The organism is Streptomyces sp. YKOK-I1, from assembly GCF_054660435.1.
The window spans coordinates 8,612,872-8,627,637 of sequence record NZ_BAAGDR010000001.1; the positions used below are offsets into that span (position 1 = coordinate 8,612,872).

Annotated in this window: 17 protein-coding genes and 1 tRNA gene; 11 read left to right on the top strand and 7 right to left on the bottom strand. The window is 73.8% G+C overall.

Annotation, left to right across the window (positions count from 1 at the left end; genetic code table 11):
- The first annotated feature begins 80 nt into the window (after positions 1 to 80).
- The 10 genes from ACYQ8Q_RS38365 to ACYQ8Q_RS38410 all read left to right on the top strand — a co-directional run bounded on the left by ACYQ8Q_RS38365 (position 81) and on the right by ACYQ8Q_RS38410 (position 7,175).
- Positions 81 to 641, top strand: coding sequence for a GAF domain-containing protein (locus ACYQ8Q_RS38365; RefSeq protein WP_460071295.1), 561 nt, complete (start codon positions 81 to 83; stop codon positions 639 to 641).
- A gap of 190 nt (positions 642 to 831) precedes the next feature.
- The gene (gene tdh, locus ACYQ8Q_RS38370; RefSeq protein WP_460071296.1) at positions 832 to 1,860 is read left to right on the top strand and encodes an L-threonine 3-dehydrogenase; all 1,029 of its coding nucleotides are present in this window, start codon (positions 832 to 834) and stop codon (positions 1,858 to 1,860) included.
- A gap of 28 nt (positions 1,861 to 1,888) precedes the next feature.
- The gene (locus ACYQ8Q_RS38375; RefSeq protein WP_460071297.1) at positions 1,889 to 3,082 is read left to right on the top strand and encodes a glycine C-acetyltransferase; all 1,194 of its coding nucleotides are present in this window, start codon (positions 1,889 to 1,891) and stop codon (positions 3,080 to 3,082) included.
- 31 nt (positions 3,083 to 3,113) lie between these two features.
- Complete coding sequence (locus tag ACYQ8Q_RS38380; RefSeq protein ID WP_460071298.1) at positions 3,114 to 4,016, top strand: LysR family transcriptional regulator; 903 nt, start codon at positions 3,114 to 3,116, stop codon at positions 4,014 to 4,016.
- Positions 4,017 to 4,062: 46 nt separating this feature from the next.
- A complete protein-coding gene (locus ACYQ8Q_RS38385) occupies positions 4,063 to 4,647 on the top strand; it encodes a helix-turn-helix domain-containing protein (protein WP_460071299.1) in 585 nt (194 codons plus the stop codon).
- The gene (locus ACYQ8Q_RS38390) at positions 4,644 to 5,171 is read left to right on the top strand and encodes an N-acetyltransferase family protein (protein WP_460071300.1); all 528 of its coding nucleotides are present in this window, start codon (positions 4,644 to 4,646) and stop codon (positions 5,169 to 5,171) included. The genes ACYQ8Q_RS38385 and ACYQ8Q_RS38390 overlap by 4 nt, the downstream gene beginning before the upstream one ends.
- 30 nt (positions 5,172 to 5,201) lie before the next feature.
- Positions 5,202 to 5,558, top strand: coding sequence for an MmcQ/YjbR family DNA-binding protein (locus tag ACYQ8Q_RS38395; RefSeq protein ID WP_460071301.1), 357 nt, complete (start codon positions 5,202 to 5,204; stop codon positions 5,556 to 5,558).
- Positions 5,559 to 5,655: 97 nt separating this feature from the next.
- Positions 5,656 to 5,729 (top strand) — tRNA-Pro (locus ACYQ8Q_RS38400).
- Between the two features lie 171 nt (positions 5,730 to 5,900).
- Positions 5,901 to 6,458 carry a hypothetical protein gene (locus ACYQ8Q_RS38405; protein ID WP_460071302.1) on the top strand — a complete coding sequence of 186 codons (558 nt, stop codon included), beginning with the start codon at positions 5,901 to 5,903 and terminating at the stop codon, positions 6,456 to 6,458.
- Positions 6,459 to 6,506: 48 nt separating this feature from the next.
- The gene (locus ACYQ8Q_RS38410) at positions 6,507 to 7,175 is read left to right on the top strand and encodes a sigma-70 family RNA polymerase sigma factor (RefSeq protein WP_460071303.1); all 669 of its coding nucleotides are present in this window, start codon (positions 6,507 to 6,509) and stop codon (positions 7,173 to 7,175) included.
- A gap of 4 nt (positions 7,176 to 7,179) precedes the next feature.
- Here ACYQ8Q_RS38410 and murJ read toward each other — a convergent pair whose 3' ends face one another.
- The 6 genes from murJ to ACYQ8Q_RS38440 all read right to left on the bottom strand — a co-directional run bounded on the left by murJ (position 7,180) and on the right by ACYQ8Q_RS38440 (position 13,242).
- The gene (gene murJ, locus ACYQ8Q_RS38415) at positions 7,180 to 8,748 is read right to left on the bottom strand and encodes a murein biosynthesis integral membrane protein MurJ (protein WP_460073662.1); all 1,569 of its coding nucleotides are present in this window, start codon (positions 8,746 to 8,748) and stop codon (positions 7,180 to 7,182) included.
- A gap of 126 nt (positions 8,749 to 8,874) precedes the next feature.
- Entirely contained in the window at positions 8,875 to 9,273 is a 399-nt protein-coding gene (locus tag ACYQ8Q_RS38420; protein ID WP_460071304.1) for a (2Fe-2S) ferredoxin domain-containing protein, read from the bottom strand.
- Between the two features lie 5 nt (positions 9,274 to 9,278).
- Complete coding sequence (locus ACYQ8Q_RS38425; RefSeq protein WP_460071305.1) at positions 9,279 to 9,818, bottom strand: NUDIX hydrolase family protein; 540 nt, start codon at positions 9,816 to 9,818, stop codon at positions 9,279 to 9,281.
- Between the two features lie 15 nt (positions 9,819 to 9,833).
- Positions 9,834 to 10,967, bottom strand: coding sequence for an amidohydrolase family protein (locus ACYQ8Q_RS38430; RefSeq protein WP_460071306.1), 1,134 nt, complete (start codon positions 10,965 to 10,967; stop codon positions 9,834 to 9,836).
- Position 10,968: 1 nt separating this feature from the next.
- Positions 10,969 to 12,372, bottom strand: a complete 1,404-nt coding sequence (locus tag ACYQ8Q_RS38435; RefSeq protein WP_460071307.1) for a type I glutamate--ammonia ligase — start codon at positions 12,370 to 12,372, stop codon at positions 10,969 to 10,971.
- A 57-nt stretch (positions 12,373 to 12,429) separates the two neighbouring features.
- Positions 12,430 to 13,242: an SAM-dependent methyltransferase gene (locus ACYQ8Q_RS38440; RefSeq protein WP_460071308.1), complete on the bottom strand. Its 813-nt coding sequence runs from the start codon at positions 13,240 to 13,242 to the stop codon at positions 12,430 to 12,432.
- A 125-nt stretch (positions 13,243 to 13,367) separates the two neighbouring features.
- Here ACYQ8Q_RS38440 and ACYQ8Q_RS38445 point away from each other — a divergent pair, with 125 nt between their 5' ends.
- Entirely contained in the window at positions 13,368 to 14,222 is an 855-nt protein-coding gene (locus tag ACYQ8Q_RS38445; protein ID WP_460071309.1) for a Cof-type HAD-IIB family hydrolase, read from the top strand.
- Between the two features lie 13 nt (positions 14,223 to 14,235).
- Here ACYQ8Q_RS38445 and ACYQ8Q_RS38450 read toward each other — a convergent pair whose 3' ends face one another.
- Complete coding sequence (locus ACYQ8Q_RS38450; protein WP_460071310.1) at positions 14,236 to 14,376, bottom strand: hypothetical protein; 141 nt, start codon at positions 14,374 to 14,376, stop codon at positions 14,236 to 14,238.
- Between the last annotated feature and the right edge of the window lie 390 nt (positions 14,377 to 14,766).

Below are 14,766 nucleotides of genomic sequence, written 5' to 3' on the forward strand. Positions count from 1 at the left end.
GCATCCCCTGCCATGGAGCCGCAGATGACGACCCACGCCCACCTCCCCGGCGACCCGGCCCGCCCGCCCGGAGCCCGCCCATGAACTACGACCCGCCCCGCCCGGCCGGTCGCCTGCTGCTCACCCCGCAGGACAGGGACGCCCCCGCCCGCGCCCGGAGGCTGCGCCGACTCGGCCTCGGGGAGTGGCCGGAGCCCGCCCTGGACACCTTCGCCGAGCGCCTCGCCGAGCTGACCGGCGCCGCCTACGCCATGGTCAACTTCCTGCGTGAGGAAGGGCAGTTCTTCGCCGGGCTGCACACCCCGGCGGGGGGAGAAGCGGCCCGGGGCGGAAAGCCCGAGCTCGGCCGGCGCCTGCCGCGCGAGTACGGCTACTGCCCGCATGTCGTCGTCCGGCGCAAGGCGCTGGTCCTGGAGGACGTCGCCGACTACCCGCGCTTCGCGGGCAACCCCGTCGTCGACGAGTACGGCATCCGCTCCTACCTCGGCGCCCCGCTCATCGACACGACCGGCACGGTCCTCGGCACGGTGTGCGTCGCCGACCTCGCACCCCGGCGCTGGGGCACGCCCGGCCTGGGGACCATCAAGGCGACCGCCGCCGACCTCGTCGCCCGCCTGGAGACCGGCACACCGCCGGCCTAGGGCAAGGACGCCCGGGTGCCGCGGCGCTCCAAGATCAGGGCGTGAAGGAAACCTGTTGCTCCGCTTAAGAAAAGCTCGATGGACCGGGGCCGGTGGCATGCGGCAGATTGCTGCACGAATCCCCCTCCCCGGCAGCGGGGCGCCCCGGCAGGTCCGTGCGCCCCCGGGGCCTCATCACAGGAGCCGCAGCTTGAAGGCGCTGGTCAAGGAGAAGGCGGAGCCCGGGCTGTGGCTCCGGGACGTCCCGGAGCCCGAGGCCGGCCCCGGTGACGTACTGATCAAGGTGCAGCGGACCGGCATCTGCGGCACCGATCTGCACATCCGGGCCTGGGACGGCTGGGCGCAGCAGACCATCGGCACCCCGCTGGTCCTCGGCCACGAGTTCGTCGGCGAGGTCGTCGCGACCGGCCGGGACGTCACCGACATCGCGGTCGGCGACCGGGTGAGCGGCGAGGGACACCTGGTGTGCGGCAAGTGCCGCAACTGTCTCGCCGGGCGCCGCCATCTGTGCCGGGCCACCGTCGGCCTCGGCGTCGGCCGCGACGGCGCCTTCGCGGAGTACGTCGTGCTGCCCGCGTCGAACGTCTGGGTGCACCGGGTGCCCGTGGACCTCGACGTGGCCGCGATCTTCGACCCGTTCGGCAACGCCGTGCACACCGCGCTGTCCTTCCCACTGGTCGGCGAGGACGTCCTCATCACCGGCGCCGGCCCGATCGGCCTGATGGCCGCCGCCGTCGCCCGGCACGCCGGCGCCCGCAACGTCATGGTCACCGACGTGAGCGAGGAGCGCCTGGAGCTGGCCCGCAAGATCGGCGCGAGCCTCGCCCTCGACGTCTCCCGCGCGTCCATCGCGGACGGCCAGCGCGAGCTCGGGCTGCGCGAGGGCTTCGACATCGGCCTGGAGATGTCCGGGCGCCCCGAGGCCCTGCGCGACATGATCGCCAACATGACCCACGGCGGCCGGATCGCCATGCTCGGGCTGCCGGCGCAGGAGTTCCCGGTCGACTGGGCCCGGATCGTCACCTCGATGATCACGATCAAGGGCATCTACGGCCGGGAGATGTTCGAGACCTGGTACGCGATGTCGGTCCTGCTGGAGGGCGGTCTGGACCTCGCCCCCGTGATCACCGGCCGGTACGGGTACCGCGACTTCGAGGCGGCGTTCGCCGACGCGGCGAGCGGCCGCGGCGGCAAGGTCATCCTCGACTGGACCGCGTAAGTCACCTGCATCTCTGAGGAGTTTCCCGATGTTCGACTCCGTGCGCGACGACCTGCGCACCACCCTCGACGAGATCCGCGCCGCCGGACTGCACAAGCCCGAGCGGGTGATCGGCACCCCGCAGTCGGCGACCGTCGCCGTCACCGCGGGCGGCCGTCCCGGCGAGGTCCTGAACTTCTGCGCCAACAACTACCTCGGTCTCGCCGACCACCCCGAGGTCGTCGCCGCCGCCCACGCGGCGCTGGACCGCTGGGGCTACGGCATGGCGTCCGTGCGCTTCATCTGCGGTACGCAGGAGGTGCACAAGGAGCTGGAGGCCCGGCTGTCGGCGTTCCTCGGCCAGGAGGACACGATCCTGTACTCCTCCTGCTTCGACGCCAACGGCGGGGTCTTCGAGACCCTGCTCGGCCCCGAGGACGCGGTGATCTCCGACGCCCTCAACCACGCCTCGATCATCGACGGCATCCGGCTGTCCAAGGCCCGCCGCTTCCGGTACGCCAACCGCGATCTGGAGGACCTGGAGCGGCAGCTGAAGGAGGCGTCCGGCGCGCGCCGCCGGCTCGTCGTCACCGACGGCGTCTTCTCCATGGACGGCTATGTCGCGCCGCTGCGCGAGATCTGCGACCTCGCCGAGCGCTACGACGCGATGGTCATGGTCGACGACTCCCACGCGGTCGGCTTCGTCGGCCCCGGCGGCCGTGGCACCCCCGAGCTGCACGGCGTGATGGACCGCGTCGACATCGTCACCGGCACCCTGGGCAAGGCCCTCGGCGGGGCCTCCGGCGGCTATGTCGCCGCCCGCGCGGAGATCGTCGCCCTGCTGCGCCAGCGCTCCCGCCCGTACCTGTTCTCCAACACCCTCGCCCCGGTGATCGCGGCCGCCTCCCTGAAGGTCCTCGACCTGCTGGAGTCCGCCGACGACCTGCGGGTCCGCCTCAGGGAGAACACCGCCCTGTTCCGCCGCCGGATGACCGAGGAGGGCTTCGACGTCCTCCCCGGCGACCACGCCATCGCCCCGGTGATGATCGGCGACGCCGCGAAGGCGGGCCGGATGGCCGAACTGCTGCTGGAGCGCGGGGTGTACGTGATCGGCTTCTCCTACCCGGTCGTCCCGCAGGACCAGGCCCGGATCCGGGTCCAGCTGTCGGCCGCGCACTCCACCGAGGACGTCGACCGCGCGGTGGACGCCTTCGTCGCGGCGCGCGCGGAACTGGAGGGCTGAGGAGCCCCGACATATTGCGATAATCGATCCCATGATCGAGGCGCGGCGGCTCCACATCCTCCGTGCGGTGGCCGACCACCGCACCGTGACGGCGGCTGCCGCCGCGCTGTACCTCACCCCCTCCGCCGTCTCCCAGCAGCTCGCCGCCCTGGAGCAGGAGACCGGCCACCGTCTGGTGGAGCGCGGCGCCAAGGGCGTCCGGCTCACTCCGGCCGGCGAGATCCTGCTGACCCACACCCACGCGGTCCTCGCCCAGCTGGAGCGGGCCGAGGCGGAGCTGGCCGCGTACAGCTCGGGTGAGGCCGGCACGGTCACCGTCGCCGCCTTCGCGACCGGGATCGCCCTGGTCGTGGCGCCCGCGGTGGCCCGGCTGGCCCGCAGCGCGCCCGGGATAAGGATCCGCGTCCAGGACGCCGAGGGGGACGCCAGCCTGCCGATGGTGCTGGACCGGCAGGTCGATGTCGCGGTGGCCGTCGAGTACCGGGGCGCCCCCGCCGCCGACGATCCGCGGCTCGCGCACATCCCCCTGTACGCCGAGCCCTTCGACGCGGTCGTGCCGGTCACCCACCGCCTCGCCGACGCCGAGGAGGTCCCCCTCGCGGAGCTGGCCAAGGACCCCTGGATCGGTCCCTACCCCGGCAATCCCTGCCATGACGTGGTCGTCCTGGCCTGCGAGAGCGCCGGGTTCCAGCCGCGGCTCGAACACTCCTCGGACGACTTCCGCGCGGTCGTCGCGCTCGCCTCGGCCGACGCGGGCGTGGCCCTCGTACCGCGCTCGGCCCTGCGCGGCATGGACCTCACCGGTGTCGTCGTGCGCCCGATAGACGGCGCGGCCCCGACCCGCCGCGTCTTCGCCGCCGTACGGCGCGGCGCGGAGGAGCACCCGCTGATCCTGCCGGTGCTGGACGCGCTGCGGGAGGCGGCGCGGGTGTGAGCCGCCCGTAACGCGCTCTTCTCATATCCGGGATAGATTCCCGGATATGAGACGAACCGAGGAGGCGGCGGCCACGGACGCCGTCGATGCCCGGCTGGGCGCCCGCCTGGCCGCACTGCGCGCCGAACGCGGCTGGTCCCTGGGGGACGTGGCGGAACGCAGCGGGGTGAGCCGTTCGACGCTGTCCCGCGCCGAACGGGCCGAGATCAGCCCGACGGCCTCGATGCTCAACCGTCTGTGCGCGGTGTACGGGCGGACGATGTCCCAGCTGCTCAGCGAGGTCGAGACGGAGCCCGCGCTGCTGGTGCGGGCCGCCGACCAGCAGGTCTGGCGGGACCAGGGCGCCGGCTTCGCGCGCCGGTCGGTGTCCCCGCCGCACCGCGGACTGCGCGGCGAACTCGTCGAGGGACGGCTCGCGCCGGGCGCCGACCTCTCCTACGACCGCCCGCCGGTACCCGGCCTCGAACAGCACATCTGGGTCCTGGAAGGAGCCCTGGCCCTGACCGACCAGGGCGACGAGCACCACCTCGACACGGGCGACTGCCTGCGCCTGCGGGTGTGGGGGCCGACCCGGTTCCGCTGCGTCGGCGACACCGAGGCGCGCTATGTGCTGGCGGTGGTGCTGCCGTGACGGCGACCGTGCGGCGCCTGGACGGGGCCGATCTGCTCCTCGCGGCCGAGCAGCTGGCCGCCCTGCTCGTCGACACCGTGGCCGGCGGCGCGTCGATCGGTTTCCTGGCGCCGCTGGACACCGCCGGGGCGCTCGCCTGGTGGCGGGAGCGGGCCGAGGGCGCCGACGCCGGACGCCTCGCGGTCTGGGCGGCGTACGACAGGGGGCGGGTGGTCGGCACCGTCACGCTCGCCTTCCCCGACAAACCCAACAGCCGCCACCGCGCCGAACTCGTCAAGCTCATGGTCCACCGCGACGCCCGCGGCAAGGGCCTGGGCCGCACCCTCCTCACCACCGCCGAGCGGGCCGCCCTCGCCGCCGGTGTCACCCTGCTCCACCTGGACACCGAGACCGACAGCCCCGCCGAGCACCTCTACGGCGCCGCCGGCTGGACCAGGGCGGGCGTGATCCCCGACTACGCGGCGGACCCGGCCGGCGTCCTGCGCCCCACCACCCTGTACTACAAACGCCTCACCAGCGGCTGACTGTCAGTGCCGGCGGCTACGGTGCGAAGCATGCCCGACGCCGAAGACGTACGCCGAATCGCCCTCTCCCTGCCGGACACCACGGAGAAGGTCGCCTGGAACATGCCCACGTTCCGGGTCGCGGGGAAGATGTTCGCCACGCTGCCCGAGGACGAGACCTCCCTCGCCGTGCGCTGCCCCAAGGAGGAGCGCGACGAGCTGGTCCTCGCCGAGCCCGAGAAGTTCTGGATCGCGGCCCACGAGGCACAGTTCGCCTGGGTGCGGGCCCGGCTCGCCGCCGTCGAGGACGAGGACGAGCTGCGCGACATCCTCGCCGACTCCTGGCGCCAGGCCGCCCCGCCCCGCCTCCTCGACGCCCACCCGGAGCTGGGCCTGCCCGCCGGCTGACCTGCCCCGGCCGGAAACGGGTGCGCGACCACCGACCCGAGTGCGGTATTGTTTCCCTGCACGTTCGGCCAGGGGAAACCCCAGGTCAGGCGGGCAACGGGACGTGGCGCAGCTTGGTAGCGCACTTGACTGGGGGTCAAGGGGTCGCAGGTTCAAATCCTGTCGTCCCGACAGGGCGAAGGGTCTTCGCAGGCGAGAGCCTGGGAGGCCCTTTTCGCGTTGCGCCCGCCCGCCGCGAGCCTGTGAGCAGGCCGAGGGAGCTGTGGATTCGCCCAACCCCGGTCGTTCCGCGTGAGCGCGCTGTCAGGATCAGGACCCATGATCCCGGGGTGCTGGTCGCGCGTGCTGAGGGCCGCCGTGTTCGCGGCCGTCTGCGTGCTGCTCGCCGCCCTGGGGCACGTGATGATGTCCGGGGAGGTCCTGTCCTGGTGGGCGCCGGGTGCCGGGTTCGCCGCCACGGGGGCTGCGGGATGGTGCCTGACCGGGCGGGAGCGGGGTGTGCCGGCGGTGACGGCGGTGGCGCTCGCCGCGCAGGCCGGGCTGCACTTCGCCTTCTCCCTTGCGCCGTTGGCCACCACCGGCCCCATGGGCGGGATGGAGCACATGGGGCCGACGGTGGCCATCGGCGGGACCTCGCCCTCCGGTATGACCGCCGCCCATGGGCTCGCCGCGCTGCTGTGCGGGCTCTGGCTGGCGTTCGGGGAGCGGGCCGGGTTCCGGGTGCTGCGGGCCGTGGCCGGGTGGCTGACGGCCCCGCTGCGCCGGCCGGGCGGACGCACCCTGCCGCCGCCGCCCCCGCGCGCCGGGGTGCGCGGCCGTTCGCAACGGGCGCCGCGGCCCTTCCTTCTCGTCGACGCGCTCACTTCCCGGGGGCCGCCCACGCGGACCGCCGTCCTGTGAGGACGGCCGGAACCGTACGGCACTCTCCCCTCCACCCGAGAAGGACCCATGGCGATGCCCCCTGCTCCGACGACCGCGCACGACCAGAAGACCGGCAGGAAGACCGGCAGGCACGAGAGCCCCCGCGACCACACCAAGTCCGCCCGGCACAGCACCCGCCGCCGGGCCCACAAGGACAACCCCGCCGACGAGACCACCACCGCCCTCGCGCTGGCCGCCCGGCACGGGGACGCCGGGGCCGTGGAGCAGCTGGTGCGGGCCCTGCACCGGGACGTCCTGCGCTACGTCGCCCATCTGTGCGCCGACCCGCAGGCGGTGGACGACCTGGCGCAGGACACCTTCCTGCGGGCGCTGGGCAGTCTGCACCGGTTCGAGGGACGGTGCTCGGCACGGGTGTGGCTGCTGTCGATCGCCCGCCGGGCCGTGATGGACAGCTACCGCTACGCCGCGACCCGCCCGCGCCTCGCGGACCTGCCGGACTGGCGGCCCGCCGTCGAGCTGGCGCAGCCGCGCGGGCTGCCCGGCTTCGACGACGGGATCGTCCTGCGCGAGCTGCTGCAGGCGCTGCCCGCCGACCGGCGGGAGGCGTTCGTGCTGACGCAGCTGCTGGGGCTGCCGTACGAGGAGGCGGCCCGGGTGAGCGACTGCCCGGTGGGGACGGTCCGTTCCCGGGTGGCCCGCGCCCGCGCCGCCCTCGCCGAGCAGGTCGGCCACTGAGGGTTCAGCGGAGCCGGCCGAGCTGCCGCAGCTCCTCCACCCTCAGCAGCCGCGCCAGGGCCGCGTAGACCAGGCCGATGGTGACGGTCCCCGCCGTGAGCGCCAGCGCGGTGGGGACCGTGCCGCCGCCCAGCCACTGGCCGCACACCCGGTCCGCCGCCCAGCCGCAGGCCGCCGCCAGGGCCGAGGCGCAGATCAGCCGGGTGTACGTCCGGCGCAGGGCCCCGTCGTCGAGCCGGCCGCCGACCCGCCGGCGCACCAGCCGTGCGGTGAGGGCGAGTCCGGCCAGGTAGGACACGGTGTAGGCGCCGGCCATGCCGGTCACCGCCCAGCGGACCGGCAGCAGCAGATGGCAGGCGGTGGCCAGGGCGATGTTCACTGCCGCGATCCACACCGCCAGGAAGAACGGCGTCCGGGTGTCCCCGAAGGCGTGGAAGCCGCGCAGCAGCAGATACTGCGCCGAGAACGGGATGAGGCCGAGGCCGAACGCCTGGAGCATGTGCCCGAGCGGCTGCGCGGAGGCCGCGTCGGCCGCCCCGTGCGCGAACAGCAGCGTGGCGATCCGCGGGCCGAGCGCCAGGAACAGGAACGCGGCGGGCACGACGACGACGCCGCTCACCCGCAGCCCCCGGGACAGATCGGCGCGCAGGTCCGCGATCCGGCCCTCCGCCACCGCCCGGCTCATCCTCGGCAGCAGCGCGGTCACCAGCGACACCGTGACCACCGACTGCGGCAGCATCCAGATGGTCTGCGCGTAGGTGTACGCCGTGTAGCCCGCGCCGGCGTCCGGGAGCGCCTGGTCGGCCGCGCCCGCGTAGTTGGTGACGACGGTCAGCGCGACCAGGTTCGTCAGGACGAACAGCAGTGTCCACTTGGCGGCGTGCACCCCCGAACCGAGCCCCGAGCCGCGCCAGTCGAAGCGCGGCCGGAACCGGAACCCGGCCGCCCGCGCGAACGGCACCAGCGCCAGCGCCTGCACGACGATCCCGGCGGTCGTCCCCAGGCCGAGGAGGCGCACCTGCGTGCCGGTGATGTCCTGCACCCGCCCGGGCACGGTCATCAGCCCGAGGTAGGCGCCGAACACCCCCAGCAACACGAGGTTGTTGAGGACCGGCGTCCACATCATCGCGCCGAACCTCTCGCGGGCGTTGAGGACTTGGCCGTACATGTTGAACAGCCCGTAGAAGAAGATCTGCGGGAGCAGGAACCGGGCGAAGACGACGGTGAGTTCGTACGCCTCGTGGCGGGCCGGGGTGTCGCGCAGATACACGCTGACGATCTGCGGCGCCGCCCACACCGCCAGCGCGGTCCCGACAGCCAGTACCGACACCACCAGCGTCACCAGCCGCTGCTCGTACGCGCGGCCGCCGTCCGCGTCCGCGGAGCGGGCCCGCACCAGCTGCGGCACCAGCACCGAGTTCAGCGCGCCGCCGATCAGCAGGGTGTACAGGCTGGTGGGCACGGTGTTCGCCGTGTTGTACGTCGTCGCCAGCAGACCGGTGCCGAGCGCGGCGCCCTGGAGCACCTGCCGGATCAGCCCGGTCGCCCGGGACACGACGGTGCCCAGCGCCATCAGCGCCGAGGAGCGGGCCGCCCCGCCGGAACGTTTCGCTGCCCGCTCTTGTGTCGTCGCCCCCATCGGGCCAACGTACGTCATCAAGATCCGCGAGCCCAATCCGCCTTCCGGGAAGGGCAGTTGCTAGCGCCGGCTGCGCACCCGGGCGTCCCGGGGCGGCTGGATGAACTGGAGCTCCAGGGTGAGAGGAGGGGGCGCGAGGCCCGGGCCGCCGTCCCGCGCCCACCGCAGCAGCTCCTCCGTGGAGTCGTCGTCCGAGGCGAACCCGACCCAGGTGGGCCGGCCGCCCGCCCGGCGTCCGGCGGCGGAGGGCTGCACCACGACCACGTTCGCCTGGTCGCAGGGGCCGAGGCAGTCCGTCGTACGGACCTCCAGGGCCCCGCCCGACCCGGCGGCGGCCGCCCGCAGCCGCTCCAGCTGCCCGGCGTGGTCGTGGCCGGGGTGCTTGCGGGCGTCGCCGCAGCAGCAGCCCCTGCACACCACGAGTGTGCAGGGGCGGCGCGGACCGGGCAGCGGGGCCACGGCGCTCAGGACGCCGAGAGACCGACGTGGGCCAGCGCCTGCCGCAGCAGGAACCCGTGCCCGCCCGGCATCTCGCTCTGCACCGCCGGGGAGGCCGCCTCCTGCGGGTCGAACCAGACCAGGTCCAGGGCGTCCTGACGGGGCGAGCAGTCACCGGTCACCGGCACGATGTAGGCCAGCGACACCGCGTGCTGACGGGGATCGTGGTACGGGGTGAGGCCCTGCGTCGGGAAGTACTCCGCGACCGTGAACGGCTGGAGGGAGGCCGGCAGCCGGGGCAGCGCCACCGGTCCGAGGTCCTTCTCCAGGTGCCGCAACAGGGCGTCGCGGACCCGCTCGTGGTGCAGGACCCGGCCGGACACCAGGGTCCGGCTGACGTTTCCGTCGGGTCCGATGCGCAGCAGCAGTCCGATGCTGACGACTTCGCCGCTGTCGTCGACGCGCACGGGCACGGCCTCGACGTACAGGATCGGCATGCGGGCGCGGGCCATCTCGAGCTCGTCTGCGCTCAGCCAGCCGGGCGTGGTCTCGGTCAAGTCTGACATTGCTTGATCATACTTTCAGTGTCCGTCGGGAAGCCGGTAGACCCGGCGGGCGTTGTCCGCTCCGGCCCAGCGCGCCAGGCGCAGCGCGTCGGGCAGGCTCAGTTCGTCGGCGTCCACCCGGTCCTGGAGGAGGTCTCCGAGACCGCGGCGGAACGCCAGCGCTCCGAGGGTGTAGAACTCCGACACACCGTAGGCGTCCGAGCTGTACAGCAGTTTGCGGAACGGTGTGATCTCCAACGCTTCCTCCAGCACCGTCCGTGCCCGCACCGGGCCGACGTGGTGCAGGGTCAGCCCCACGTCGAGGTACACCTGCTCGAACACGGCCGCCAGATAGGCGGCCTGCCGCTGGTAGGGCCAGCAGTGCAGGAGCAGCACGGGGATCGTTCCCGCGATCAGGTGCAGCCAGTCCGTCAGAAGCGCGGGATCCGCCCGGTGCAGCCGGATGTCGTGGTCGCCGAAGCCCGTGTGCAGTTGCAGCGGCAGGCCGAGGTCGACGGCGGTCCACAGCAGGTGCCGTACCAGGACCGGCTCGTCGAGCCGGCCGCCGCGCGCCAGCCACCGCCGGGCCGCCCGGGTGACCTCGGCGTCGGAGGGGCGGGCCGGGTCCAGGTCGAAGCCGGTGCGGTAGGCGGCCACCGACTTCACCCCGGCCACGCCCGGCCGGCGCACCGCGTCCAGCGCCGCCGCCCGGAACGCGTCGGCGTACCCGCCCGCGTCGACGCCCCGCGCGGCCACGGACTCCGCCACCGACTCCAGCCGTACGACCTCCAGCGCGGTGCCGTCGGCCGCCCGGGCCAGCGCGGCGGGCGGGGTGAGCGGGAGCGGGGCGAAACCGGTGTCGACGCAGAACACACCGGTGCGGGCCGCCGTCAGGAAGCGGCGGTTCACCTCCTCGGGGCCGAGCGCGGCGCGCCGGGCCAGATAGGCGTCGGCGGGGGCGTGCCGGTCGAGGTCGAGCAGGGGCGCGCAGTGGCGGCGCACGGCGACCCCGGCGGGGGTGTCGAAGGAGGAGACGCCGGGCCAGGGCTCGCCCTCGGTGAGCAGCGACTCGAAGCCCGGCCGGTCCAGGGCGCCGGTGGTCACCCCGTGGCAGTGGTGGTCCACCAGCTCCAGCGCGGCCAGCTCCTCGTGGACCGGTCCGGCGCCCATCTCAGTACACCCACCGGTAGGCGGCGGCCACCTGTGCGTCGTCCAGCCCGTACGTCGCGTCGATCTCTCCCTGCCGTACGGCGGTCACCGCGTTGGCGAGGACCGGCCCCAGCGCGGTCCGCAGCACCTCGTCCTGACGGAACTCCTCGACCGCCTGCGCGAGCGAGGTGGGCAGCCGCCGTACGCCCTTCGCCGCGGCCTCCTCGGCGGCCAGCCGGGCCGGGTCGCCGGTGATCTCCTCCGGGAGCGCGGCCCGCGCGGCGAGCCCGTCCAGTCCGGCGGCGATCAGACAGCCGAGCAGCAGATACGGGTTGGCGGCCAGGTCGACGGGTTTGACCTCCAGGTTCGCCTGCTCCGCCCGCCGGCCGGCCGTGCCCCGTACGACCCGCAGGGCCGACTCGCGCGTCTCCAGGCCCCAGGCGGTGAACACCCCCGCCCACTGGGACGGTTTGAGCCGCAGATAGCTGGCCGGGCTGGGCGCGGTCACCGCCGTCAGGGCGGGCAGCCGGGCGAGGACGCCCGCGGCGAAGGACTCCGCCTCGGCCGTCAGACCGTGCCGTCCCTCGCCGCCGGAGTGCAGGTTGCGGCCCTCGCGCCAGGCGGACAGATGGACGTGCCCGCCGTTGCCGACGCCCTCCGCGGCGACGGCGGGGGAGAAGGAGACCCGCAGCCCGTGCCGGCGGGCCACGGCGCGGATCGTCTGCCGGACGAGGACGCTGCGGTCGGCCGCCGCCACCGGGTCCAGCGCCCCCACCGAGATCTCGAACTGGCCCGGCGCGTACTCCGGATGGATCTGGTCGACGGTCACGCCCTGCGCCTCGCACGCCGCCAGCAGATCGGCGGTGTACTCGCCCAGCTCGACCATCCGGGTCGCGCCGTACGCCGGTCCCGTGGTCGCCGGGACGAACTCCCCGGCGGGCGCGGAGTCCAGTCCGACGGCCCACTCGATCTCGACGGCGGCCCGGAAGTCCAGGCCGTGGTCGCGGGCGGCGTCGGCGACGATCCGCCGCAGGAAGGTGCGCGAGCAGCCCGGATGCCGCTCGCCGTCCTGGGTGAGGCGGTCGACCGGCGCCCACGCCCACCCCGGCTGGGCGGCCAGCGCCACCAGCCGGTCCAGGTCCGGGAACAGCCGCAGATCGCCGTCGGGGGAGCCGAGGACGTCCGTGCTGACGATGTGGTCGTTCGCCAGGAAGGTGTCGAACACCGGGGACATCCCGACGCCCCAGGCCACCGCCGACGCCAGCCCCGTCGCCGGGACCGCCTTCACCCGGCCGACGCCCGCGGTGTCGACGTAACTCAGGACGATCCCGTGCACGCCCGCACCGGACAGCTCCCCGCTCAGCGCCGAGGCCCGTTCGACCTCTCCGGGACGCCCGCCGGGGACGGGGTCGGCAAGGGTGCTCATACGTCCTCCGCGGGCTCGTCCGTCAGGAAGTGCAGGGAGTGAGGGGAGTGCAGGAGTTCAGCGTTTCACGGCCACCGCGCCGTACTGCGGCACCGCCGCCGCCGAGTCGTCGTCGGCCCGCCAGCGCGCACAGGACACCAGGCCCGGCTCCAGCAGCTCCAGGCCCTCGAAGAACGCGGTGATCTCCGCGCCGGAGCGGGCGGTGATCGGCGGGGTGGCGTTCTCGTTCCAGAACCTCATCGCCGGGATCTGGCCCTCGCCGCCCACCTCCGCGTCGTGCGTGGGGTGGGTGAGCACCAGGTAGCTGCCGACCGGGACCTGGGCCATGACCTTGCGGACGATGTCCCGGGCCGCCTCGTAGTCCAGCACGAAGTTCAGGATGCCCAGCATCATCACCGCGACCGGCCGGTCGAAGTCGAGGGTGCCGGAGGCCCGTTCGAGGATCGCGGACGGGTCGTGGACATCGGCGTCGATGTAGTCGGTGGCGCCCTCGGAGGTGCCCGTCAGCAGGGTGCGGGCGTGCGCCAGCACGATCGGGTCGTTGTCGACGTACACGATCTTCGAGTCCGGCGCGATCCGCTGCGCTATCTCGTGCGTGTTGTCGGCCGTCGGCAGTCCCGTGCCGATGTCCAGGAACTGCCGCACCCCGCGCTCCTCGGCGAGGAACCGCACCGCCCGGCCCAGGAACCAGCGGTCCGCGCGGGCGATGTCCCGGATCAGCGGGAACATGCCGGCGACGTGCTCACCGACCCGCTGGTCGACCTCGTAGTTGTCCTTGCCGCCGATCCAGTAGTTCCACACCCGCGCGTTGTGCGCCACGCTGGTGTCCAGCCGTGCACCGCCCACGTCACCGCTCCTTCGTGCGACCATCCGTCCGGCTGTCCATTGTGCCGCCCGATGATCATCGCTGTCCCGGGATTCGCGGGGTCCCCCGGTAGGGTGACAATCCGGTCACCCCGTCGCCGCACGCGCGCCCGCAGCACAGGAAGCAGGACATGCCCTACTCGCACGCCCCCCAGCAGGCCGCCCCCGAGCTCCCGGCCCATCCCGTCGACATCCGGCTCGTCGTCACCGACATGGACGGCACGCTGCTCGACGACGACAAGCGGATCCCGGACGGGCTGTGGGACACGCTGGCGCGGCTGCGGGAGCGCGGGGTGCTGTTCAGCCCGGCGAGCGGACGCCAGTACGCCACCCTGGCGGCGGAGTTCGCCGAGGTCGCCGACGGGATGGTGTTCATAGCCGAGAACGGCACCTATGTGGTGCGCGACGGGCGGGAACTCAGCTCCGATCCGCTGGAGCCGGCCGTGACCGCGCGGATCGTGCACACCGCGCGGGGACTCGCGGCCGACGGGGTCGACCTGGGCGCCGTCGTCTGCGGGAAGCGGTCCGCGTACGTCGAGCGGGCCGACGAGGCCTTCCTGGCCGAGGTGCGCCGGTACTACGTGCGCTGCGAGCTGGTCGAGGACCTCACCGCCGTCGACGACGACGTCATCAAGGTCGCCCTGTTCGACTTCGGCGCCGCCGAGGAGAGCACCGCCCCCGGGCTCGCCCCCTTCGCGGACACCCATCAGGTCGTCGTCTCCGGCGAGCACTGGGTCGACGTCATGAACCGCACCGCCAACAAGGGCGCCGCCCTGCGCCGGCTCCAGCGCGAGCTGGGCATCACGCCCGCGCAGACCATGGTGTTCGGCGACTACCTCAACGACCTGGAGATGCTGGACGCGGCCGACTGGTCCTTCGCCATGGCCAACGCCCACCCCCGGGTCGTCGAGCACGCCCGCCACCTCGCGCCCTCCAACAACCACAACGGGGTCCTGCGCACCATCACCCGCCTCCTGCACCTCTGAGGCCCGGCCCGGCTCAGGAGCGCGGTCCGGCGTGGCCGTGCTGCCAGGCCCAGTCCTTCAGCAGGAAGCCGCAGGCGCCGCCGCGCAGCGCCCCGTACCCGTACTCGTCCAGGTCGAAGGTGGTGACCACGACCACCCGCAGCGCACCAGGCACACCTCCGGCCGCAGCTCACGGGCGCGTGCCACGGCCTCCGCGACCACCGTGATGTCCGGCTGGGCGTCCAGGACCAGGGGGATCACCGTCTCCCGGGTGCGGGCCCGGTCCAGCACCTTCAGCGGGGTGCCCGCCAGCCGCAGCAGGCCGTACACCCGGCGCCGGTCGAGGACGTTCGCCGCGGCGGTCGGTGGCCACCCGGCCGCACGCGCCCGCGTAGTCCTGCGTGTAGGGGGGCGCGGGCGGTGCCGAGGCCGGTGAGGGCGGTGGCGGTCGTGTCGAGCGCGCGGTCGTCCCCGGTGACGGGCACGATCGGGCCCGCCGTCCCGGCCGGCAGGCGGTCGTGGTCGCCTTGTGGCCGTCGACGAGGACGGTGTTGCACCGGTCGAG

Excerpts from the sequence above, each read along its gene's own strand:
- ACYQ8Q_RS38440 (WP_460071308.1), bottom strand. The coding sequence starts at position 13,242 with ATGGTCGCACGAAGGAGCGGTGACGTGGGCGGTGCACGGCTGGACACC.
- ACYQ8Q_RS38395 (WP_460071301.1), top strand. The coding sequence starts at position 5,202 with ATGCCCGACGCCGAAGACGTACGCCGAATCGCCCTCTCCCTGCCGGAC.
- ACYQ8Q_RS38375 (WP_460071297.1), top strand. The coding sequence starts at position 1,889 with ATGTTCGACTCCGTGCGCGACGACCTGCGCACCACCCTCGACGAGATC.
- ACYQ8Q_RS38445 (WP_460071309.1), top strand. The coding sequence starts at position 13,368 with ATGCCCTACTCGCACGCCCCCCAGCAGGCCGCCCCCGAGCTCCCGGCC.
- ACYQ8Q_RS38410 (WP_460071303.1), top strand. The coding sequence starts at position 6,507 with ATGGCGATGCCCCCTGCTCCGACGACCGCGCACGACCAGAAGACCGGC.
- ACYQ8Q_RS38385 (WP_460071299.1), top strand. The coding sequence starts at position 4,063 with ATGAGACGAACCGAGGAGGCGGCGGCCACGGACGCCGTCGATGCCCGG.
- ACYQ8Q_RS38430 (WP_460071306.1), bottom strand. The coding sequence starts at position 10,967 with ATGGGCGCCGGACCGGTCCACGAGGAGCTGGCCGCGCTGGAGCTGGTG.
- ACYQ8Q_RS38380 (WP_460071298.1), top strand. The coding sequence starts at position 3,114 with ATGATCGAGGCGCGGCGGCTCCACATCCTCCGTGCGGTGGCCGACCAC.
- ACYQ8Q_RS38365 (WP_460071295.1), top strand. The coding sequence starts at position 81 with ATGAACTACGACCCGCCCCGCCCGGCCGGTCGCCTGCTGCTCACCCCG.
- ACYQ8Q_RS38435 (WP_460071307.1), bottom strand. The coding sequence starts at position 12,372 with ATGAGCACCCTTGCCGACCCCGTCCCCGGCGGGCGTCCCGGAGAGGTC.
- ACYQ8Q_RS38425 (WP_460071305.1), bottom strand. The coding sequence starts at position 9,818 with ATGTCAGACTTGACCGAGACCACGCCCGGCTGGCTGAGCGCAGACGAG.
- murJ (WP_460073662.1), bottom strand. The coding sequence starts at position 8,748 with ATGGCGCTGGGCACCGTCGTGTCCCGGGCGACCGGGCTGATCCGGCAG.